General features: G+C 72.6%; 18 protein-coding genes and 1 pseudogene. 16 read left to right on the plus strand and 3 right to left on the minus strand.

What is annotated here, in order from left to right:
- Nucleotides 1–42: 42 nt before the first annotated feature.
- From B9S64_RS29305 to B9S64_RS29330, 6 genes are all read left to right on the plus strand, one after another.
- On the plus strand, nt 43–1,059 hold the full coding sequence (locus tag B9S64_RS29305; protein WP_103489304.1) for a LacI family DNA-binding transcriptional regulator: 1,017 nt from the start codon (nt 43–45) through the stop codon (nt 1,057–1,059).
- Nucleotides 1,056–2,612: a sugar ABC transporter ATP-binding protein gene (locus tag B9S64_RS29310; RefSeq protein ID WP_103489303.1), complete on the plus strand. Its 1,557-nt coding sequence runs from the start codon at nt 1,056–1,058 to the stop codon at nt 2,610–2,612. The genes B9S64_RS29305 and B9S64_RS29310 overlap by 4 nt, the downstream gene beginning before the upstream one ends.
- Complete coding sequence (locus B9S64_RS29315) at nt 2,602–4,566, plus strand: substrate-binding domain-containing protein (RefSeq protein WP_103489302.1); 1,965 nt, start codon at nt 2,602–2,604, stop codon at nt 4,564–4,566. The genes B9S64_RS29310 and B9S64_RS29315 overlap by 11 nt, the downstream gene beginning before the upstream one ends.
- Nucleotides 4,567–4,690: 124 nt before the next feature.
- Entirely contained in the window at nt 4,691–5,629 is a 939-nt protein-coding gene (locus B9S64_RS29320; RefSeq protein WP_103489301.1) for a ribokinase, read from the plus strand.
- On the plus strand, nt 5,626–6,015 hold the full coding sequence (gene rbsD, locus B9S64_RS29325) for a D-ribose pyranase (protein WP_103489300.1): 390 nt from the start codon (nt 5,626–5,628) through the stop codon (nt 6,013–6,015). Before B9S64_RS29320 ends, rbsD begins: the two co-directional genes overlap by 4 nt.
- Nucleotides 6,016–6,204: 189 nt before the next feature.
- A complete protein-coding gene (locus B9S64_RS29330) occupies nt 6,205–7,728 on the plus strand; it encodes a glycosyl hydrolase family 18 protein (RefSeq protein WP_103489299.1) in 1,524 nt (507 codons plus the stop codon).
- Nucleotides 7,729–7,988: 260 nt separating this feature from the next.
- Here the strand turns inward: B9S64_RS29330 and B9S64_RS29335 are convergent, their stop codons facing one another.
- Nucleotides 7,989–9,677, minus strand: a complete 1,689-nt coding sequence (locus B9S64_RS29335; protein ID WP_109492168.1) for an amidase family protein — start codon at nt 9,675–9,677, stop codon at nt 7,989–7,991.
- A gap of 391 nt (nt 9,678–10,068) precedes the next feature.
- On the opposite strand from B9S64_RS29335, the gene B9S64_RS29340 reads away from it, so the two are divergent.
- The 10 genes and pseudogenes from B9S64_RS29340 to B9S64_RS29385 all read left to right on the plus strand — a co-directional run.
- Nucleotides 10,069–11,295 (plus strand): SAM-dependent methyltransferase, encoded by a 1,227-nt coding sequence (locus B9S64_RS29340; protein ID WP_103489919.1) that lies wholly within the window; start codon nt 10,069–10,071, stop codon nt 11,293–11,295.
- Nucleotides 11,292–12,794, plus strand: a complete 1,503-nt coding sequence (locus B9S64_RS29345) for a glycoside hydrolase family 3 protein (protein WP_103489918.1) — start codon at nt 11,292–11,294, stop codon at nt 12,792–12,794. Before B9S64_RS29340 ends, B9S64_RS29345 begins: the two co-directional genes overlap by 4 nt.
- A 421-nt stretch (nt 12,795–13,215) precedes the next feature.
- Nucleotides 13,216–13,866 (plus strand): DUF1796 family putative cysteine peptidase, encoded by a 651-nt coding sequence (locus B9S64_RS29350; RefSeq protein WP_258037751.1) that lies wholly within the window; start codon nt 13,216–13,218, stop codon nt 13,864–13,866.
- 155 nt (nt 13,867–14,021) lie between these two features.
- The gene (locus B9S64_RS29355; protein ID WP_103489915.1) at nt 14,022–14,828 is read left to right on the plus strand and encodes a PIG-L deacetylase family protein; all 807 of its coding nucleotides are present in this window, start codon (nt 14,022–14,024) and stop codon (nt 14,826–14,828) included.
- On the plus strand, nt 14,822–15,601 hold the full coding sequence (locus B9S64_RS29360) for an ABC transporter ATP-binding protein (RefSeq protein WP_103489913.1): 780 nt from the start codon (nt 14,822–14,824) through the stop codon (nt 15,599–15,601). The genes B9S64_RS29355 and B9S64_RS29360 overlap by 7 nt, the downstream gene beginning before the upstream one ends.
- Nucleotides 15,598–16,599 (plus strand): ABC transporter permease, encoded by a 1,002-nt coding sequence (locus tag B9S64_RS29365; RefSeq protein ID WP_103489911.1) that lies wholly within the window; start codon nt 15,598–15,600, stop codon nt 16,597–16,599. Before B9S64_RS29360 ends, B9S64_RS29365 begins: the two co-directional genes overlap by 4 nt.
- Nucleotides 16,600–16,639: 40 nt before the next feature.
- The gene (locus B9S64_RS29370) at nt 16,640–17,590 is read left to right on the plus strand and encodes a MerR family transcriptional regulator (protein WP_103489929.1); all 951 of its coding nucleotides are present in this window, start codon (nt 16,640–16,642) and stop codon (nt 17,588–17,590) included.
- A 115-nt stretch (nt 17,591–17,705) separates the two neighbouring features.
- Nucleotides 17,706–19,205: a hypothetical protein gene (locus B9S64_RS29375; protein WP_103489910.1), complete on the plus strand. Its 1,500-nt coding sequence runs from the start codon at nt 17,706–17,708 to the stop codon at nt 19,203–19,205.
- Nucleotides 19,206–19,825: 620 nt separating this feature from the next.
- Nucleotides 19,826–20,437: a tetratricopeptide repeat protein gene (locus tag B9S64_RS29380; RefSeq protein WP_103489908.1), complete on the plus strand. Its 612-nt coding sequence runs from the start codon at nt 19,826–19,828 to the stop codon at nt 20,435–20,437.
- Nucleotides 20,438–20,744: 307 nt separating this feature from the next.
- Nucleotides 20,745–20,885 (plus strand): annotated as a pseudogene (locus B9S64_RS29385) (IS481 family transposase); the annotation flags it as partial.
- Between the two features lie 73 nt (nt 20,886–20,958).
- Here the strand turns inward: B9S64_RS29385 and B9S64_RS29390 are convergent.
- Together B9S64_RS29390 and B9S64_RS29395 are read right to left on the minus strand one after the other, a co-directional pair.
- Complete coding sequence (locus tag B9S64_RS29390; RefSeq protein ID WP_103489907.1) at nt 20,959–21,582, minus strand: class F sortase; 624 nt, start codon at nt 21,580–21,582, stop codon at nt 20,959–20,961.
- A 113-nt stretch (nt 21,583–21,695) separates the two neighbouring features.
- The gene (locus B9S64_RS29395) at nt 21,696–22,046 is read right to left on the minus strand and encodes an LPXTG cell wall anchor domain-containing protein (protein ID WP_103489928.1); all 351 of its coding nucleotides are present in this window, start codon (nt 22,044–22,046) and stop codon (nt 21,696–21,698) included.
- Nucleotides 22,047–22,145: the final 99 nt, after the last annotated feature.

The raw sequence follows: 22,145 nt of genomic DNA on the forward strand, positions 1-22,145 counted from the left end.
GGTGTCGAGACGCACCCGAAACCACAAGGAGGTGGTCCGGAAATGGCGAGCATCAAGGATGTCGCGGCCCAGGCGGGAGTCTCTGTCGCCACGGTCTCCCGTGTGCTGAACAGTCATCCCTCCGTCAGCCCGGACGCGCGCGGACGCGTCCTCGCCGCCGTCGAGGTCCTCGGTTACCGGCCCAACGCGGTGGCCCGCTCGCTGCGCACGGACCAGACCCGCACGCTCGGCCTGGTCATCAGCGACGTACTCAACCCGTACTTCACCGCGCTGGCCCGCTCCGTGGAGGAGGAGGCGCGCGGGCTCGGCTACAGCGTGATCATCGGCAACGCCGACGAGCGGCCCGAGCAGCAGGACCACCATGTCCGCACGCTGCTGGACCGCAGGATCGACGGGCTTCTCCTCTCGCCCGCGGACGGCGACTCGCCCCTGCTGACGGATGTGGCCCGCTCCGGTACGCCGATGGTCTTCGTGGACCGCTGGGTGCCCGGACTGGACGTCCCCGTGGTACGCGCCGACGGCCACCGGGCCGTCCAGGACCTGGTCGCCCACCTCCACGCCCTCGGCCACCGCAGGCTCGCCATCATCGCCGGGCCCGCGGCCACCACCACCGGCAACGAGCGTGTCGAGGCCTTCCGCGACGCGATGCGCGTTCACGGGCTCGCCCTGCCCGACGCCTACATCGGCCAGGGAGACTTCCAGGCCGACAGCGGCCGGCGCGTCACCGAGCAGTTCCTCGCGCTGCCCGACCCCCCCGAGATCGTCTTCGCCGCCGACAACCTGATGGCGCTCGGCGCGCTCGACGCCGTCCGCGCCCGAGGACTGCGCGTCCCCGAGGACATCGGGATCGCCGCGTTCGACGACATCCCGTGGTTCGTGCACACCGCCCCGCCGATCACCGCCGTCGCCCAGCCGACGGGCGACCTCGGCCGCGCGGCCGTACGCGCCCTGATCGACATCGTCGAGGGCCGCGCCCCCCAGTCCGTCACCCTGCCCGCCCGCCTCGTCGTACGCAGCTCCTGCGGCGAGGACACCGTCACCCCGAGGAGCACCGCGTGAGCCAGTCAGTGGAGTTGCTGCGCGTCGAAGGCGTACGCAAGACCTTCCCCGGCGTCGTCGCCCTGGACCGGGTCGACTTCGACCTGCGCAGCGGTGAGGTGCACGTCCTGCTCGGTGAGAACGGGGCCGGCAAGAGCACCCTCATCAAGGTGCTCTCCGGCGCCTACCGCCCCGACAGCGGCACCCTCTTCGCCCGCGGGGAGGAGGTCCGGATCAACGGTGCCGAGGACGCCGAACGGCTCGGGATCGCCACGATCTACCAGGAGTTCAACCTGGTCCCCGATCTGACGGTCGCCGAGAACATCTTCCTCGGCCGCCAGCCGCGCCGCTTCGGGATGATCGACCGGCGCCGCATGGAGGCCGACGCCGAGGTGCTGCTGCACCGCGTCGGCCTGCACGTCTCCCCGCGCACCCGGGTACGCGAACTGGGCATCGCCCGCCTCCAGATGGTGGAGATCGCCAAGGCCCTCAGCCTGGACGCCCGTGTCCTGATCATGGACGAGCCGACCGCCGTGCTGACCTCCGAGGAGGTCGACAAACTGTTCCGCATCGTGCGGCAGTTGCGTGAGGACGGCGTCGGGATCGTCTTCATCACCCACCACCTCGACGAGATCGCCGCCCTCGGCGACCGCGTCACCGTCCTGCGCGACGGCCGCAGTATCGACCAGGTGCCGGCCTCCACACCCGAGGCGGAGCTGGTCCAGCTCATGGTGGGCCGCAGCATCGACCAGCAGTACCCCCGTGAACGCCCCGACGCGGGCGAGCCGTTGCTCTCGGTGCGCGGACTCACCCGGGACGGCCTGTTCCACGACATCAGCTTCGACGTCCACGCCGGAGAGGTCGTCGGCCTCGCCGGACTCGTCGGCGCCGGGCGCACCGAGGTGGCCCGTGCCGTGTTCGGCGCCGACCCGTACGACACGGGCACCGTCGACGTACGCGGCGAACGGCTCGGCAAGCACGACGTGACCGCAGCGATGGCCGCCGGCCTCGGGCTCGTCCCCGAGGACCGCAAGGGCCAGGGCCTCGTGCTCGACGCCTCCGTGCAGGAGAACCTCGGCCTGGTCACGCTGCGTTCGGCCAGCCGCTCCGGCCTGGTCGACCTCAAGGCGCAGCGCACCGCGGCGGCCCGGATCGCCGAGCAGCTCGGCGTACGGATGGCGGGTCTCGGCCAGCACGTCCGCACCCTGTCCGGCGGCAACCAGCAGAAGGTCGTCATCGGCAAGTGGCTGCTCGCCGACACCCGGGTGCTGATCCTGGACGAACCCACCCGGGGCATCGACGTCGGTGCCAAGGTCGAGATCTACCAGCTCGTCAACGAACTGACGGCCTCCGGGCACGCGGTCCTGATGATCTCCAGCGACCTGCCGGAAGTCCTCGGCATGAGCGACCGGGTCCTCGTCATGGCCCAGGGCCGTATCGCCGGGGAACTCCCCGCCGACGAGGCCACCCAGGACGCCGTCATGGCCCTCGCGGTCGGCGCCGCCCCCACCACCACCCCCACAGACGACGCGGACACCGCGGAGACCGGTAAGGAGGGCCCCCGTGGCCACTGACACGCATCCCGGCAAGACGGGCTCCGGCGGCGGCGCGGGACACACGGTCCGCCGCCTCCTGCTCGACAACGGCGCCCTGAGCGCCCTGGTCGTGCTCCTGGTGGCGATGTCGCTGCTCTCCGGCGACTTCCTCACCACCCAGAACCTCCTGAACGTTGGTGTGCAGGCCGCGGTCACCGCCATCCTCGCGTTCGGTGTCACCTTCGTCATCGTCTCCGCGGGCATCGACCTCTCGGTCGGTTCGGTCGCGGCGCTCTCCGCGACCGTGCTCGCCTGGTCCGCCACCTCGGCGGGCGTCCCCGTCTGGCTGGCGGTGATACTCGCCGTCGCGACCGGCATCGCGTGCGGTTTCGTGAACGGCGCGCTCGTCGCGTACGGGAAGCTGCCGTCGTTCATCGCGACGCTGGCCATGCTCTCGGTGGCCCGCGGCCTGTCCCTGGTGATCTCCCAGGGCAGCCCGATCGCCTTCCCCGACTCCGTCTCCGTACTCGGCGACACGCTCGGCGGCTGGCTGCCCGTCCCGGTCCTCGTCATGATCGGTATGGGGCTGCTGACCGCGCTCATCCTGGCCCGCACCTACATCGGCCGCTCCATGTACGCCATCGGCGGCAACGAGGAGGCCGCGCGGCTCTCCGGACTGCGCGTCAACAAGCAGAAGCTCGCCATCTACGCACTGTCCGGCCTCTTCGCCGCCGTCGCGGGCATCGTCCTGGCCTCCCGGCTCGTGTCCGCCCAGCCGCAGGCCGCGCAGGGATACGAACTCGACGCGATCGCCGCGGTGGTCATCGGCGGTGCCAGCCTCGCTGGCGGCGTAGGCAAGGCGTCCGGCACCCTGATCGGCGCGCTGATCCTCGCCGTGCTCCGCAACGGCCTCAACCTCATGTCGGTCTCCGCGTTCTGGCAGCAGGTCGTCATCGGCGTCGTCATCGCGCTCGCCGTGCTGCTGGACACCCTGCGCCGCAAGGCCGGTACGGGAGCGGCCGCCTCGACCGGTTCCGGCGCGCCCGGGGCGCCCGGGTCCGGCCGTAAGGGAGCCATGAAGGCCGGGATCGCGGTGGTCGTCGTGGCCGCGGTCGTCGCCGCCGTGTCCTTCTTCAACTCCCACTCCACCGGTACCACCACCAAGGTGGGCATGTCGCTCTCCACCTTGAACAACCCGTTCTTCGTCCAGATGAAGGCGGGCGCCCAGGCCGAGGCGGAGAAGGCGGGCATCGACCTGACGGTCACCGACGCCCAGAACGACGCCTCCCAGCAGGCCAACCAGCTCCAGAACTTCACCAGTTCGGGGGTGAACTCCATCATCGTCAACCCGGTGGACTCCGACGCGGTGGGCCCCGGGGTCCGCAGCGCCAACAAGGCCGGCATCCCGGTGGTCGCCGCCGACCGCGGTGTCAACAAGGCGGACACCGCCACGCTGGTGGCCTCGGACAACGTGGCGGGCGGCAAGCTCGCCGCCAAGGCACTCGCCGACAAGCTCGGCGGCAAGGGTTCCATCGTCGTCCTCCAGGGCACCCCGGGCACCTCCGCCAGCCGTGAGCGCGGAGCCGGATTCAGCGAAGGCATCAAGGCCTATCCGGGGATCAAGGTCGTCGCCACCCAGCCGGCCGACTTCGACCGCACCAAGGGCCTGGACGTCATGACCAACCTGCTCCAGGGCCGCCCCGGCATCACCGGCGTCTTCGCCGAGAACGACGAGATGGCGCTCGGCGCGGTCAAGGCGCTCGGGAGCAAGGCCGGGAAGTCCGTCTCGGTGGTCGGCTTCGACGGCACCCCGGACGGCCTGAAGGCGGTCGAGGCGGGCACCCTGTACGCCTCCGTGGCCCAGCAGCCCAAGGAACTGGGCAAGATCGCCGTACAGAACGCGGTGAAGGCCGCGGACGGCGAGAAGGTCGCCGGCACGGTCAAGGTCCCGGTCAAGGTCGTCACCCGGGAGAACGTCGCGGACTTCTCCTAGGCCGGGGCACAGGACGGCCGCCGGCAGGTCGCCCTCGCGTCCATCCACCCCGCCCCGCCACCGCCCCCGGACGGCGGGGCCCGGCCCCGCAAACCCGCCCCGCTCACGGAAGGCAGCACAGCCCATGTACGAGAACGAGGACCCCGCACTCTCCCCGTACGACCTCGTGGTCGTCGGCTCGGCCAACGCGGACATGGTCGTCGGCGTCGAGCGCCGCCCGGCGCCGGGCGAGACGGTGCTCGGCTCCGACCTCGTCGTCCACCCCGGCGGCAAGGGGGCCAACCAGGCCGTCGCCGCCGCGCGCCTCGGTGCCCGTACGGCTCTGCTGGCGCGGGTCGGGGACGACGCCCACGGCCGGCTGCTGCTCGGCTCGCAGCGGGAGGCGGGCGTCGACACCGGCCCGGTCCTCGTGGGCGGGGCGCCCACCGGGGTCGCCCTCATCACCGTGGACCCCTCGGGCGACAACAGCATCGTCGTCTCCCCAGGGGCGAACGCCCGGCTGACGCCCCAGGACATCCGGGCGGCGGCACCGCTGTTCGCCGCCGCCCGGGTGGTCTCCGTGCAGCTGGAGATCCCCCTGGACACCGTCGCCGAGACGGCCCGCGCCCTGACCCCGGGCACCCGGCTGGTCCTCAACCCGTCCCCGCCCGCCCCGCTCCCCGCCGACGTCCTGGCGGCCTGCGACCCGCTGGTGGTCAACGAGCACGAGGCGCGGTACATCCTGGGCATCCTGGGACAGGAGGCGGGCGACACCCCGGAGGAGTGGGCGGGGGCCCTGCTCGGCCACGGTCCGCGCTCGGTGGTGGTCACCCTGGGCGCGGAGGGCGCGCTGATCGCGGACAGCCGCGGGGGCGGACGCGTCCGCGTACCGAGTCCGAAGGTGGAGGCCGTGGACACCACGGGCGCGGGCGACGCCTTCACCGCCGCCCTGGCCTGGCGGCTGGGACGGGGCGAACCCCTGGAGGAGGCCGCCGCGTTCGCCGTCCGCGTGGGGGCGGCGGCCGTCACACGGGAGGGCGCGCAGGCGTCGTACCCCACCGCCGAGGAGGTCGGCGCGCCGTGAAGCGGTCGGGCATCCTCAACAGCCGCCTGGCCGGCGAGCTGGCCGCGCTGGGGCACGGTGACACGGTCCTGATCTGCGACGTGGGCATGCCCGTCCCGCCCGGCCCCCGTGTCGTGGACCTGGCCTTCCGGGCGGGTGTCCCGTCGTTCGCCGAGGTGCTCGACGGGCTGCTGGAGGAGCTGGTGGTGGAGGCGGCGACGGCGGCCGAGGAGGTGGGCGCGGCCAATCCGGAGGCCGCCGCCCTGCTCGCCGCCCGGCTTCCGGAGCTGTGCCACGTGCCGCACGAGGAGCTGAAGCGGCGGACGGTGGACGCCCGTCTGGTGGTGCGGACGGGGGAGGCGCGGCCGTACGCCAATGTGCTGCTGCGGTGCGGGGTCTTCTTCTGAGAACCCCGGTGAGTGGTTCACCCGGCGGTGGGTGTGCTGTACAGGGAATCCGTTCGGGCGCCGTCCGAGTGGTCTAGTCCTGTCTTGGTCCAGACCATTGACACGCTCCTGGCGAAGTCGATATTCCGTACCCAACACCCCTGCGCAGCACCGCCGTTCGCGGTCCTGTGCCCTAGAGCTGGGACAGACATGAGACGATCGAGATCCGTCCGCGCGCTGGTGACCGCGGCTGTCACCACGGTGGCGGCAGCAGGCATGGCCGTGCTGGGCTCCGGCACCGCGCAGGCGGCGACCCCGCTCCCGGACCACGTCTTCGCCCCCTACTTCGAGTCCTGGACCGGTGAGAGCCCGGCGGCGATGGCCGCCGAGTCCGGCGCGAAGCACCTCACCATGGCGTTCCTCCAGACCGTGACCCGGGGCTCCTGCACCCCGTACTGGAACGGCGACGGCGACCTGCCCATCGCGCAGTCCTCCTTCGGCGCCGACATCGACACGATCCAGGCCCGGGGCGGCGACGTCATCCCGTCGTTCGGCGGCTACACCGCGGACACCACCGGCACGGAGATCGCCGACAGCTGCACCGACGTCGACCAGATCGCCGCCGCGTACCAGAAGGTCGTCACGACCTACGACGTCTCGCGGCTCGACATGGACATCGAGGTCGACGCCCTCGACAACTCCGCCGGTGTGGACCGGCGGAACAAGGCCATCAAGAAGCTCCAGGACTGGGCGGCCGCGAACGGCCGCGACCTGCAGATCTCCTACACCCTGCCGACGACCACCCGGGGACTGGCCTCCAGCGGGCTCGCCGTGCTGCGGAACGCGGTCACCAACGGGGCGCGGGTGGACGTCGTCAACCTCATGACGTTCGACTACTACGACAACGCCGCGCACAACATGGCCAACGACACCGAGACCGCGGCCCAGGGCCTCCACGACCAGCTGGCGAAGCTCTACCCGGCCAAGACCGACGCCCAGCTGTGGGGCATGATCGGCGTCACCGAGATGCCGGGCGTCGACGACTTCGGCCCGGCCGAGACCTTCACCCTGGCCAACGCCACCCAGGTGTACGACTGGGCCGTGGCCAAGGGCATCAACACCCTCTCGTTCTGGGCGCTCCAGCGGGACAACGGTGGCTGCCCGGGTGGTCCGGCCGCCGACGACTGCTCCGGCATCCAGCAGAACACCTGGGACTTCACCCGGATCTTCGCGCCCTTCACCAGCGGGACCACGGTCCCGGACAACGACTTCTCGGTGTCGGCCACCCCGGCGTCCGGCACGGTGGCGGCGGGCACTTCGGCCACCGCCACGGTGAAGACCGCGGTGACCAAGGGGCAGGCGGAGCAGGTGAACCTCACCGTCAGCGGGGCCCCCGCCGGTGTCACCGCGTCCCTGAGCCCCGCCTCCGTGACGGCGGGCGGCTCCTCGACGCTCACCCTGTCCACCACCCAGGCCGCCGCCTCGGGCACGTACCGGATCAGCGTCACCGGTACGAGCCCGTCGGGCAGCCACGCGACCGCCTACACGCTGACCGTCACCGGCGGCAGCGGCAGCCAGTGCACGAAGGCCGCGTGGGCGAGCGGGACGATCTACACCGGCGGCCAGGAGGTCTCGTACAAGGGGCACAACTGGAAGGCCAAGTGGTGGACGACCGGCGAGGAGCCCGGCACCACGGGTGAGTGGGGCGTCTGGCAGGACCTCGGCGCCTGCTGACACGGGCCCGCGCCCGTGCCGGTGTCGACCGGCCCCGTTGCCGGGCGGAGCGTCGTCGACCGGTCCCGCCGTGGACCGAAGCGCTCTGGATGGGCCGCTGTTGACCGGCCCTCGCTGACCGACCCGTCCGGATGACGGCGGCGGGACACCGAGGGTGAGAGCGGGACGAGGGGGCCCGGACCGGACGGTCCGGGACCCCTCGGCGTCCCCCGGCCCTCACTCCGGGGACGATGCCCGACGCCGCGGCGTCCGGCGGGAGTTCACCGGGCGGCGCCGTCCGGCACCGACGGCAGGTACCTCGGTGCCCGCCAGGCGTCCAGCCGGTGCTCCACCGCCGCCCCCAGCGACAGCAGCGCCGCGTCCTGCCGGTCACCCGCCATCAGCAGCAGTCCGACCGGCAGTTCGCCCACGGACCCGGCGGGCACGGACAGCGACGGATAGCCGGCCACGGCCGCCGGGGTGGACGACGGGATCACGTCGTTGTCGCCCCGGGCGCAGTCCGTCGTCCAGGCCGCCGGGTTGGCGGGGGAGGCGAGGGCGTCCAGGTCATGGGCGGCCATCGTCTCGTCGATGGACCGCCGGGCGAGGTCGCTCAACTCGGCCCGCATCGCCCGGTATCCGGGGTCGTCGGTCGACGGAGCGGCGAGCGCCGCCTCGAACAGCTCCTGACCGGCGAAGCAGGTCTGTTCATCGGGATGGGCACGGTTGAACTCGATCAGTCCGGCGAGGTCTCCCGGCCCGTCCTCGCGGGTGGCGAGGTAGGCGTCGATGTCCCGGTGGAACTCGCTCAGGAGCGCCGGGAACTCCAGCTCGGCCAGCCGCTCCTGGTACGGCGGGGTCACCTCCACGACCTTGGCCCCGGCGTCGCGCAGCCTCGTCGCCGTACGGGTCATCAGCGCGTCCACCCCGGCGCCGAGCGAGGGCAGCCGCCACAGGCCGATCCGCTTGCCGCGCAGCCCGCCGATCCGCTCGCCGCGCGGTCCGCCGGGGCGCGCGAGCGGGTCCGCCTGGCCGGGCCCGCCGTTCGCCGCCGACCGTACGTCCGTCAGGAGACCACCGTCCGCCATGAGTCCGGTGTCCGCCGCGATCCCGCTGTCCGGGGCCAGCACCGCCAGGGTGAGGGCGGTGTCGGTCACATTGCGTGCCATGGGGCCCGCCGTGTCCTGTTCGGCGGAGATCGGGACCACCCCGGACCGGCTGACCAGCCCGAGGCTCGGCTTGTGGCCCACCACTCCGTTCATCCCGGCCGGGCACACGATGGAGCCGTCCGTCTCCGTGCCGATCGCCACCTGCGCCAGCGACGCGGCGAGCGCGGCGGCGGAACCGGACGAGGAGCCGCACGGATTGCGGTCCAGTACGTACGGGTTGTGCGTCTGCCCGCCCACCGCCGACCACCCCGAAGTGGGCTTCTCGGCACGGAAGTTGGCCCACTCGGACATGTTCGCCTTGCCGAGGACCACCGCGCCCGCCTCGCGCAGCCGGGTCACCAGGGCGGCGTCCGTGGCAGGCGGCTTCCCCGCCAGCGCCAGCGATCCGGCCGTGGTCGGCATGTCACGGGTGTTCACGTTGTCCTTGAGCAACACGGGAATGCCGTCGAGCGGTCCCCGTACCGTGCCACGGCGGTGCCGGGCGTCACTGGCGGCGGCCTGGAGCCGGGCGGTCGGGCTGACGCGCAGCACCGCGTGGATCTTCGGGTCCACGTCCCTGATCCGCCGCAGGTACGCCTCGGTCAGCGCCGACGAGGTCAGGGAGCCCCGCTTCATCCGCGCCTGTAACTCGGGGATGGTCACCGTGTCGAGGTCCACGCCCAGGGTCCGGTGCGAACCGGTCGGGTGCGACAGCCGGCCGCCACCGGGTTCGTCGGCCTCCGCGCTCTGGTGGGGCGCGGCCGCCAGGAGGGGTGCCACGGTCAGGGCCGCTGCCAGTGCCGCGATGCGTCGTCTGTTCATGGGGGCCAGCGCACTACAGGACCGCCGCCGGGCGCAAGGACGCCACCGGGTGTGTCACACGGCTCCGGCGAACGACGTCTGCGTGATTCCCGGACGAATCGCCGGGGCGGCGAGGCCGGTTCATGGAGGCGGTTCGTGGACGCGGCTCGTGGAGGGCAACTTTCCTCCCCGCGTTGCGTGAACGACGCGGATTGGCCGGAACGCCCACCAAATCCGGCCGATCAGGCGGTCTAGACCAATTGCGGCCGAGGCTTCTATCGTCGGACCCGTGATCGCGCAGTTCGGCCGGGCCCCTCCCACACGGCCGGCGGCGGTCTCGCCCCGGCCGAACCCTTGCCTTGCCTCGTCATGTCTTGCCACGCCATGCCTTGCCTGCTGATGGGACCCGCTTGTGATCGACATCGTGGTGGTGCTCAGGGCCGAGGACGCCGTCCTCGACTTCCTCTCCGTGCTCACCCCGCCCACCGCACCACCCGCCACCACCGAATCGGCCCACCGCGAGGTGCACGTGCTGCTCGCCGACTCGGGTGAACACCTCGCCCTGCCCCCCGACCTCACCCTGTCCGGGCGGCTGGCCCTGCTCGCCACGCGGGTGCGGGAGGCCGACGAGTCCGCCGCCTCACCCGGAACCGAAGCGCTCGCCACCGCCCTCTCGCGGGTCGCGGAAGGGCGGCCCCTGTGCGTGTGGACGCACTCGCCCGCCGACAACCGACGCAGCAGAGGACGCCTCGGGCACGATGTCGCCGAGGCCCTGGACGCGGGGGAGGCGGCGGAGGGCACCACGGTCCGGCATGCCGTCGGATACTCGCCGTTCCTCCAGTTCGTCAGCGAACTGGACCACCCCCTCGGCCGCGAACTCGTCGCCGTCAAGCTCGACTTCGTCAACCGTCACGCCCGGCACCTGCTCGACAGCGAGTCCCCGCAGCACATGCTCTACACCGGCCGCGTGCCCGCAGCCGAGCGGTACTTCACCGCCGGACCCGACGAACGGCGACGCCTGTTCGCCCTGCTCGCGAGTCTGGACGAGGAGGCCGCGTCCGTACCCGACCCGTGGGAGTTCGCCACCTCTCCGTACGAGACGGAACGGCTGGACGCCACCACCGCGTGGATCGCCCGCACCTGCGACCCCGACACGGGCCCCCTGATCGAGGTCGGCGCCTGTGAGGGCGCCCTCACGGACCGGCTCGCCGGCAAGGGCTACCGCGTCGAGGCCACCGAGCCCAACCCCGTCTTCCGCGCCCGTCTCACCGCGGGACCCGGCGCCGGTGACGCCGTTCACGTACACCCGGACGGGCTCGAACCCCTCGCCGGGACACGGCGGTTGCCCGGCGAGGCGTACCTGCTGATCGAGATGCTCTACTACGGGCAGGACCTGGACCTGCTCACCGCGCTTCCCACCGGCCTCCTCTTCGTCGCCCTCGAACCCGAAGTGCTCGACACCTTGCTGCGCCCCTGGCTCACCGCGTCCCCGGACTGGGAGCAGATCGACGAGGTCGTTCTCGTCCGCCCCGCCCTGGAGACCGTCTGCGGCGGCCGGGCGCATCTGCGCAAGCGCGGCAGCACCGGTGTCCTCCTGCGGCGCCGCCCCACCCTCGACCAAAGGCCGGCCTTCTCGTGAGCACTGTCGTTTCCCTGGTCAACGCCTGCCTGATGGCCTCCTACGAAGGCCGCGTGCCACCCCCCTGGATCCGCCGCGCCGTGGAGAACGGTCTGGCCGGCGTCGGTGTGTTCGGCACCAACCTCGCCCCGCCCGACCCCGCGGCGCCGGGCGCCGCGCCCTACGGCACCCTCCGCGACGACATCGCCGCCCCGCTCCGCGCCGTGCGCCCCGACGTCCTGATCGCCCTCGACGAGGAGGGCGGCGACGTGACCCGCCTCGACTACCACCGCGGCAGCCCGTACCCCGGCAACCACGCCCTCGGAGCCGTCGACGACCTCGGTCTCACCCGGGAGGTCGCGCGGGCGATCGGCGCCGATCTGGCCGACGCCGGGATCAACCTGTGCCTGGGACCGTGCGCCGACGTCAACTCCCGGCCGAACAACCCGATCATCGGCGTACGGTCCTTCGGCGCCGACCCCCAGCGCGTCGCCCGGCACACCGAGGCGTTCGTCCGGGGACTCCAGGACAGGCGTGTCGCCGCCACGCTGAAGCACTTCCCCGGGCACGGTGACACGGGCACCGACTCCCATACCGCGCTCCCCGACATCGACCGCGACCTGCCCGCCGTGCGCGCCCTGGACCTGCCGCCGTTCGCCGCGGGCATCGCCGCCGGAGCCAAGGCCGTCATGACCGGCCACATCCGCCTGCCCCACCTGGCCGAACCGCCCGCCACACTCAGTCCGCGCATCGTCACCGGGCTGCTGCGCGAGGAACTCGGCTACGACGGCGTGGTCGTCAGCGACGCCCTGGAGATGGCCCCGGTCCTGGACCGGTGGGGCTTCGGCGGAGCCGCCGTGCTCGCCTGGTCCGCGGGCGTGGACCTCGTCCTGCTCGGAGCCAGCGGGGTGGAACACACCCTGCCCCAGGTGTACGAAGCCGTCGAGAGCGCCCTGAAGAAGGGTGAACTCACCGTCGAGCGACTGGAGGAGGCCGCCGCCCGTATCGCGGCGCTACGCGCCTGGGCCGACCCTGTCCCCACCGGCACCGGCCGCTCCGGCATCGGCCTCGTCGCCGCGCGGCGCGCCCTGGTGGCCGTCGGCGTGCCATCCCCCGGCCCGTCCGGTCCCGTCCACTGCGTACGGCTGTCGAGCGAGGCCAACATGGCGGTGGGCGTGGCCCCTTGGGGACTCGACGGCGCGCTGACCGGCCTCGGCCTCCTGGCCTCGACCCTCGACGTGGACCCCGGCACCGACCCGGCGGACATCCCGCTGCCCGCCGCCGGGCCCCTTGTCGTCGTCGTACGCGATGCCGTGCGCGACCCCTGGCAGCACGCCACCCTCGACGCGCTGCGCACCCGCCGGCCCGATCTCGTCACCGTGGACATGGGCCTCGAACCGGCTCCCGGCCGACTCGCCGCACCCCTTCTCCTGACGCGCGGAGCAGGTCTGGCCAACGCGGTCGCGGCCGCCGAACTCCTCACCGGCCGCACCTGGCCGGGCTTGCCCAGCGGCGGGTGAGCCGGCGCCGCCGTAACGGTTCCGGGCGGTAGCCGTCCCGAGCCGTTCCGGTCCTGAGCCGTTCCGGTCCCGAGCCGTTCCGGTCCCGAGCGGTTCCGGGTCTGAGCCGTTCCGGTCCGTAGCGGCCGGGCCGTGCACGGCCCGATCACCGCTTCGGCGTGCCCGGACGACCGGGCCCGGGACGGGGGAGGCGGGGACGCGGCCGTTCCCGGACCGGGGACCGGCCCCGTGACGGGCGCAGGACGGCCCCCGACCGGTCCGGAGGTCCCGCCCCGCCCCCGCCCTGGCCCCGGTCCCGCCTCGGCGCCCCGTTGACCACATCGCACGCCGCCGCCGTTCCCTCCCGTACCGCCCCCGACCGGACGACGTGCCCGGCCGCCGACCCTCGATGTGTCCCACCCGCACGCGACTGGAGCGACACGTGTACGACCTCTGTGTCGGACTCGGCTACCACTGCGAGTCGACCCATCAGATCCGCCGGATCACCGGCGAGACCCGCGCCCACTTCTTCGACTGGCTCGACCTCGAACTCGCCTCCGTCATCGAGGCGGTCGATGCCGACTTCCGCAACGTCCTGCGCCCCGGCCGGAGCGAACCGTTCGACAACGGCACCTGCGTACTCGACCGGGGCTCCGACATCCGCTTCTTCCACGAGTTCCGGGCCGAGGTCACCCCCGGGCCCCTCACGCAGACCGACATCGACAGCCAACTGGGCCAGGTCCGGGCCAAGTTCTCCCACCTCGCCGAACGGTGGCGCACCATGGTGGCCTCCGACGCCCATGTGCTGTACGTCCACCACGACGCCTTCGACGAAGCGGACGCCGACGACCTGCGCCGCCTGCGGGCGACCCTCGCCGGTCAGCGTCCGGGGCACCGCTTCGACATCCTGTGGCTGCGCCGTACCCCGCCGCCCGCGCGGGCGGCGGGTTCTCTGCCGGACAGCGTCATGTGGGACACCGTGCCGCTGCTCCCGGACCGCTGGCAGGGCGACGACGACGCCTGGGACCGCGCGCTCGCCCCTCGGCTCGCCCGCCGGAGACAGGCCGGTGAGCCCCTGGCCCGCCGAGGGTGATCCCCTCCGCCGAGCCCGGTCCCGGCCCGCCGCAAGGACACCGGACACCGACCGAGCCGCCGCGAGGCCCCCGTACCTCCGGCCGCCTCTTCCCTCCCCTTCCCTTCCCTTCCCTTCCCTTCCCTCCTCCCTCCGACCCGAAGGACCGAACGACCATGGCGTCCCGTCCCGGCTCCCACCCTGCCTCCCGTACGCCCTCGCGCACCGTCGTCCTCTCTCCGCACTTCGACGACGCCGCCCTCTCGCTCGCCGGGTTCCTGCCCACCGTGACCGGCCCCGTCGATGTCGTCACCGTCCACGGCGGCGCGCCCGCCCCCGACGCCCCGGTCTCCTGGTGGGACACCCAGTGCGGCTTCTCCTCCGCGGCCGAGGCACACCGCGCGCGGCTCGCGGAGGACGCGGCCGCCTGTGCGCTGCTGGGCGTCGGGCAGATCGTCCTCGACCACGCGGACGGCCCGTACGCCCCCGAGGACGCGACCCTCCACCACCTCGAAGCCCTGCTGCGCGACCTGCCGCTGGACACCCGGATCCTGGTGCCGCTCGGCAGCAACCAGCCCGACCACGAGGCCGTCCGCCGCCTGGCCATGAGCGTCCTCGCCGAGCGGGAGGCGCCCCTGCCGTGGGTGTACGCCGACCTCCCCTACACCGGACACCTCCCCGAATGGGGTCGGCCGGAGGCGAGCGAGGCCCTCGCCCGCAGTCCGATGTGCGGACTCGCCTACCAGGACCTGCTGACCACCCACCGCACCACCGTGCGGCACGCGTTGACCCTCGACGACGAGCGATGGGCCGCCAAACGTGCCGCCGTGCTCTGCCACGGCTCCCAACTCGCCCCGCTCGCCGCGGACCACGGTGGCTTCCTCGCCCGCACCGGCCCCCTGCGCGCCGAACTGATCTGGTCCTTGGAAGCACGGGACACCGCCCCCGCCACCCCCGCCCCGGCGAAGGCCGCCACATGCTGACCCCCGGCGCCGCACCCGCGCCCCGCCCCGTCGTCCTCGCCGCACGGGGCCTGGTCAAGGAGTACCGCAGAGGACGTGCCGTGGACGCCATCGACCTCAGCCTGCACGCGGGCGAACGCCTCGGACTCCTCGGCCCGAACGGCGCCGGTAAGACCACGACCCTGCTCATGTGCCTGGGCGCCGTCGAACCGGACGCGGGCAGCGTCGAGATCCTCGGCCACCGCCTGCCCCGCCGCCGCGCCGAGGCCATGCGGGGCCTCGGATTCGTCGCCGGCTACCTGCCCCTGCCCGACCGGGTCAGGGTGCGAGAGTACCTGCGCCTGTACGCCGATCTGTACGGGCTGCGCGACGCACGCGCCGCTGTCGACGCGGCCCTCGCCCGCTTCGGCATCGAACACCTGGCGATGGCCATCGGTACCGAACTCTCCAGCGGCCAGCGGACGTTGGTCGGCATCGCCAAAGCCGCCCTGCACCGGCCCCGGCTGATGATCCTCGACGAGCCCACCGCCTCCCTGGACCCGGACATCGCCCTGCGCGTCCGCACCGCCCTGCTCGCCCTGTGCGCGGAACAGGGCACGGCCCTCCTGGTCACCAGCCACGACATGGTGGAGGTGGAGCGGCTGTGCGAACGTGTCGTCTTCCTCCACGCCGGACGGATCGCCGCCGACGGCACCCCCGGCGACGTCGTGGAACGCTTCGGGCGGCAGGACCTCGAAGGCGTCTTCCTGCACCTCGCCGAGGAACGCGACCGTGAAAGGGCCGCCGCGGCATGAGCTTCCCCGACAGCGGTCCCCAGAGCCCCGACGCCCCTCGCCAGAGCACCGACAGCTCGAGCACCGCCGCTGCCGCCGGCACCCGCGCTGCCGCCGGCCCGCCCGACACCCATGACACGAGCGGTGCCCCCGCCGCCTCCGTGCTGCTGGTCCCGCCCGAGGGCCCCGCCCTCCGTCCCCCCGTCCAGGCGTCCCTGCACCGGACGCTCGCCGTCGCCCGCCGCCACTGGCTCGTCCTCAAACGCAGTCCGCACCGCTTCTTCGACGTCCTGGTCTGGCCACTGGTCGACACCCTGCTCTACGGCTCCATCGGACTGTTCGCCGCCAAGGCCGCCGAGGCGGCGGGCGGTGCGCCGGGCACCACGGCCACCGTCACCCTCTATCTGCTCGGCGGGACCGTCCTGTGGCACCTCGTGCACCAGACGCAGATCTCCCTGGCCACCGGATTCCTGGAGGAGACGTGGTCCCGTAACATCCTGGGGCTCCTCGCCACCCCGATGCGCGACTGGGAGTACCTCGCGGGCGTCGGGCTGTTCGCCCTCGCGCGCACCGCCGCCAGCACCCTCGCCGTCGCCGTACTCGCCTATGCCGCCTACGCCTTCGACGTCACCACCCTCGGCATCGGACTCATCCCGGTGGCCGCCCTGCTGCTCGCCTGCGGCTGGGCGGTGGCGCTGCTGGTCGTCGGGCTGGTACTGCGCTACGGAAGCGGCGCCGAGGCCCTCGTCTGGGGTGCGCTGTCCGTGGTGATGCCGCTGTCCGGCGTCTTCTACCCGGTCTCCACCCTGCCGGCCGCGCTACGGCCCGTCGCCGAAGTGCTGCCCACCACCCATGTGTTCGCGGTGGGACGGGAGTTGGCCGCGGGCAACGGCATCCCCTGGCGGGACCTCGGTGTCGCCACCGCCGGCACGGCGGTGCTCATCGCCCTCAGCCTCTTCGCCCTCTCCCGCATGCTGCGAACCTTCCGCCGCAGAGGTCTGGTCACCCGCTACTCGTAGCCTTGAGTCTCCAGTGGGTGGAGACCGCAGAGTGGGGGACATGGACGGTACGATCCTCTACTCGATCGGGGAACTCTCCCGGCGCACCGGTGTGCCGGTGCGGACCATCCGGTTCTACTCCGACACCGGAGTGGTCGCACCGACCGGCCGAAGTCCCGCCGGCTACCGGCTCTACGACCTCGACGCACTCCTCCGCCTGGAGCTCGCCCGCACACTGCGCGAGCTGGGGATGGACCTCGCCACGGTACGGCGTGTGCTGGACCGCACGCTCCGCCTGGCGTACGCCGCCGCCGTGCACGCGGAGGCCGTGGACGTCCAGATCCGGACGCTGAGGCTGCGCCGGAGCGTCCTGCGAGCGGTGGCCGAACGCGGGTCCACTCCTGAGGAGACCACACTCATGCACAGGCTCACCCAGCTCTCCGGCGAGGAACGCCGCCGCCTGGTCGACGACTTCGTCGAGGGCGCGTTCAGCGGGAACGGTACGGACCCGGCGGCACGGGACATGGTCCGCGCCGCCGCCCCCGAACTGCCGGACAACCCCACGACCGACCAGATCGCCGCATGGGTGGAGCTCGCCGAACTGCTCGGCAACGAAGACGCCCGCGCCCGCATGGGGCGCACCCCCGCCCGCCGGGCCGACGGGATCCCGCTCGCCATCGAGACCGAGGCAGGCGCCGAACTGACCGAGTACACCCGTCAGATGGTCACCGAGGCCCGGGAGGCCGGCATCGCCCCGGACGCCGAGGAGGCGGCGCCGCTCGTGCACGACCTGGTCCGGCGGTACGCCCGGACACTCGCCCGGGACCCGGACCCGGAGTTCCGGGAGTGGCTGACCCGGCAGTTCGAGGCGGGTGTCCCGGATCCGTGCGTGGAGCGCTACTGGCGGCTGGTGTGGCGCGTCAACGGCTGGCAGGTGCTGCCGAACCAGGTCCCGGTGTACCCGTGGCTGGTACGGGCGTTGCGGGGGAGGGGGACGCCGGATCGGGACTGAGCGCACGTCGGCACAGCGACGGCGCGCCCCGCCGTCGCGGGCGGTGCGTTCAGGCAGGGTGTCCTCTGTCATGTTTCACCCCCAACTGTCCCCTTGCTCGTGCTGAGGAGCGGTCATGTTCGCGAACACGGCGTCCCGTCCGGCACCGCCCGCCGCGCCGGCCCGGCCGGACGGCCCCGCGCACCGGCCGCTGCCGTGGCTCGCCGCAGTCGCCGTCGTCTTCGTCGCTGTCCAACTGGTCGTCGTCGTACCGGGATCGGGGCCGTCCTGGGACGAAACCGTCTACCTCAGCCAGGCCGGTGGCAGCGCCCCGCCCGCGTTCTTCAGCGCGCCACGCGCCCGGGGAACCTCCTACCTGGTCGCCCCGGTCACCGCCCTCACCGCGTCCGTCACCTTCCTGCGGCTCTACCTCGCGGTCCTGTCCGCCACCGCGCTCGTCGGCGTCCTGTGGGTATGGCGCAGGCTGTTGCCCACCCCCGTCCTCGTCTGTGCGGGCGCGTTCTTCGCGGGGCTCTGGCCGACCCTGTTCTACGGCTCGATGGCGATGCCCAACCTGTGGTGTGCCCTCGGGGCGTTGGCCGCCGCCGGGTGGGTCGCGCGCGCCGTGCTCGGGGAGACCGGGCGCGCGGCACCGATCGGGGCGGGTGCCGCCGTCGCCGCCGTCACACTGATGCGGCCCGCCGACGGAATGTGGCTGGCGCTCCCTTTGCTCCTGGTGGCCGTGCGCAGGCCGACGATGCTGGTGGCGCTGGCGGCCGGGCTGCTGGCCGGGTGTGCGCCGTGGATCGTCGAGGCGTTCGCGTACCACGGGGGACCGGTGGCCCGGTTGCACCGTGCCAGTGAGATCCAGGGCGGGCTGGGCTGGAACATCGCCGTCGACGACCAGGCCAAGGCGCTGGAGGGGCGCACCCTGTGCCGGCCCTGCGACATCCCCTGGAAGAGGCCGGGAACCACCGTGTGGTGGGCGGCGTTGCCGTTCCTCACCGCGGGCGGGGCACTCGTCGCACGCCGGGCGGGCCGAGGCACGGCCGCATGCGTGACGACCGTGACCGCAGGATTCCTGGCGGTGCCCTATTTGTTCCTGATCGGGTACGCGGCACCCCGCTTCCTGCTCCCGGCGTACGCCGTGCTCGCCGTGCCGGTGGCCGAATGCGTGGTGTACCTGTTCACCCGGGCGCGGCGTGCCGGACGGCCGGTCGGGCTCGCCGCCCTCGCCCTCCTCGTGGTCGGACACCTCACCGTCCAACTCCAGGTCCTCAGCCGGGTGTCGGCGAGCAGTCACTCCACCGGCGCCGAGTACGCGGCCGTTGCCGACGCCCTGCACCGGGCGGGGGTGCGGCCGCCCTGCGTGCTCAGCGGGGACCAGGCCGTGCCGATCGCGTACTACGCCGGCTGCTCCTCGCGCCAGACCACCGGGCACGACGCCAGCGCCACTCCCGCCGAAGTCCGGGCGGGCGCACGGCGGGTGGCGACGGCCGTGCTCGTGGCGGGCGAGGGGCAGCCACCGCCGTACGCGAGCGCCTGGCCCCGGGTGGTCCTGGCGGACACCCGGGGCGCGGGGACGTACACCGGCTATCTCGCCGTGCCGGCCACGGCCATACCGTCGCGGCCCTGAGGCGTACCGGCCGATGGACTGTCAGATGCGATGAGGTGTGGCTGGTGCTGCGACCGGAAACGTTCAGGGTGTCACCGAAGTCCTGTTCCAGGGGGCGCAGGCCGTTGGGAACGGGGCGGCGTGAAGCGGTCGACGACGAGAGATCGCTCCGCCGGAGCAAGTCGACGGGGAAGGGCACCGTACAGTCGGTCAGGAGGCCGTAGGCGCCCATCCACCAGCTTCACGAGGTCGCGTGCGGCATCGAGTGGGTTACCCGCCACAACCCCTCACTTCCGCCCTCGATGACGTCGTCCTGGTGACGCCCCCCGAACGGTGCCACCGGCCGCACCGACGCGGAATACGGCGCCGGAACATGCCATCCGCAGGACAAGGGAAGCATGAGGGCAACGGCGCGTGGCCGCACGGGAGCCACTACTGAGGGGAAGGGCCACGACATGCAGGGATGGCCGATTTACCTGGGTCTGCTTCTGGTCATCTCCCTGTGGGCAGGCCGCCAGTGGCTGGAGCGGCGACAGGTGCGTCAGCTCATCGGAGAGGTGACCGCTGAGCCTCCCGTTCCCACACCTGACCGGCCTGAGCCGGTGCTGCGCGCAGCGGCGTCACGGGGGGAGGCACGGGCCATGCTCGAACTTGGCGACCTGGGCCTGCTCGGGCGAGACGCGCCCCAGGCGCTGTCATGGTGGACGAAGGCACTGGAGGCGGGCGACGATCTGGCGGCCTACCGCCTTGCCGATCTCCACCAGATACTCGGTGACACAGAGAAGGCCTCGCTCCACTTCCGGCGCGCCGTCGAGGCCGGAGTGCCCGGAGCCGCCAACGACTACGCCATGTTCCTGATCGGTCAGGGCGACGGCGCCGGCCATGGACAACTGCTGCGCGCCGCGGAGGAAGGCGACGCGTTGGCCATGTACAACCTCGCCCACCTGGCGGCCGAACGCGGCGACCTGACCGAGAGCGAGCGATGGAGTCGAGCCAGTGCCGAGGCCGGACATCCCGGCGGAGCGTTCTCCCTGGGCCTCCTCGCCCACGAGCGTGGTGACCTGGAGGTGGCGGAGACCTGGTACCGCAGAGCAGCCGGGGCACAGCACTCGGATGCCATGTTCAACCTCGGAAACCTTCTGCGCGAGCGGGGAGACCTCGACGGCGCGAAGCACTGGTACGGTCGGGCCGCTGCGGCGGGCGTTGCGGAAGCCGCCGAAAACCTCGTCCGCCTTCGCCGCACCAGCGGCTGATCGCACAGTGGCACCGGGGTCCGCGCGTAGCCGAGAGCGGCGCGGCCCCGTCGTCGTCCCGCCTCACCGGGAGATCTCGACGATGCCGATCAGTCCCGGCCCGTGAAGGAGCCGGCAGGGATCTGGTTGTATTGATCACGAGCGTTGTTGACACGGGGGTCTTGATCAAAGGCGAAGACCTCCGGTGTGGTGGAGCTGTCTAGGAACGCACCACACCGGAGGTCTTCGTGTCCCACCGTAATGCGCGGCGGCAGGCCACCACCGACCTTCGCAAGAACTGCAAACCGGTGATCGGCTACAGCTACACCACTCCGCCGTCGACGACCACTCCCGCCTCGCCTACAGCGAGATCCTGCCCGACGAACGCCAGCACACCGCGATCGGGTTCTGGCAACGCGCCCACGCCTTCTTCGCGGGACACGGAGTCACCGTCGAACGCGTCCTGACGACAATGGCTCCTAGCCCTGTTGGGTATGCGGCCGGTGCGGGCAGGCCGGTCTCCCCGGCCGCGCGGTGACGGGTCAGCTCAGCTTCGCGTACACGATCAGGTTGTCCACCGGGTGGCCGTCGGTGTCGAACTCCCCGTCGCAGGTGATCAGCCGGAGTGCCCGGTCCCCGGTCGGTCCGTAGACCTTCTCGGTGGGGAAGGACCCCTTGGCCACGGTCTCCTTTCCGGTGACCGTGAAGTGCTTTGCCGTGCCCGCTCCGTCGACCACCGTGATTTCGGCTCCCTCGGCGATCTTGTGCAGGTCATGGAAGACGGCCTTGCCGAACCGTGTGTCGTTGTGGCCGATGAGCACCGCGGGGCCCGGTTCGCCCGGGACGGCCCCGCCCGCGTACCAGCCGGCCGTCATGCCCTTCTCCGCGGGCGGAACCTCCACGCTGCCGTCCTCGTTGAGTCCGAGCCGCATCAGCGTGCTGTCGATCCCGAGCGAGGGGACCGTGACCTGCGTCGGGGCCGGTGCCTTCGGCGATTCCTGGGAGTGGGACGACTGAGGGGGCGATGACGAGCGGGTGTGCGAGGGGGTCCCGGCGGACGCCTCGGGGGCATCCGCCGTACCGCAGCCGGTGAGCGGGACGAGCAGCAGACCGGCGACCGCCGCGAACACGGCGATCCGCGACGAGACGTGCGGTGTGAGGGACATGGGAACTCCGGTGCGACGAGCGGACAAGGGGAGGGGAGGCGAGGGGAGGCGATAGAGGGGAACGGGAACGGCGAATGGCGCCGCCCGTCTCCGGGCGGCGCCACCGAGGTGGATCAGCTGTCGCGCTGAGCTGCGGACCTGCGGCGCAGCACGAGCGTGCCCGCACCCGCCAGCAGGACCGCTCCCGCGGCCGAGCCGTAGAGCGCCGTCGCGCCGGTCTGCTCGGCCGGACGCTCCCCGGCGTCCACGCCGCCGCGCGGCATCGTGCCCGCCGGCACCGCTTCGGCCGGAACCGGGGTCGCGGTGTCCCCGCGCTCGGCGGCGGGGGCCGGAGTGGCGGACTCGGCGACGACGCTCGGCTGCGTGGGCGAACTGTCGGCGACGGCGGTGGTGGCGGGGAGCAGGACCGCGCCCATGGCTACGGCGGCGAGGGCCGCGGTACGCAGGGTCGGACGAAGGGACATGGATGACTCCGATTCCAGCCCGGCGTCGATGCAACCGAAGCGCGGACGCGCGTCGGGGCCGGGCATGCCCCTACCCTGGAACGGAGTTGTGAGAAACCT

The sequence above is a fragment of the Streptomyces sp. SM18 genome (assembly GCF_002910775.2).
GTDB lineage: Bacteria > Actinomycetota > Actinomycetes > Streptomycetales > Streptomycetaceae > Streptomyces > Streptomyces halstedii.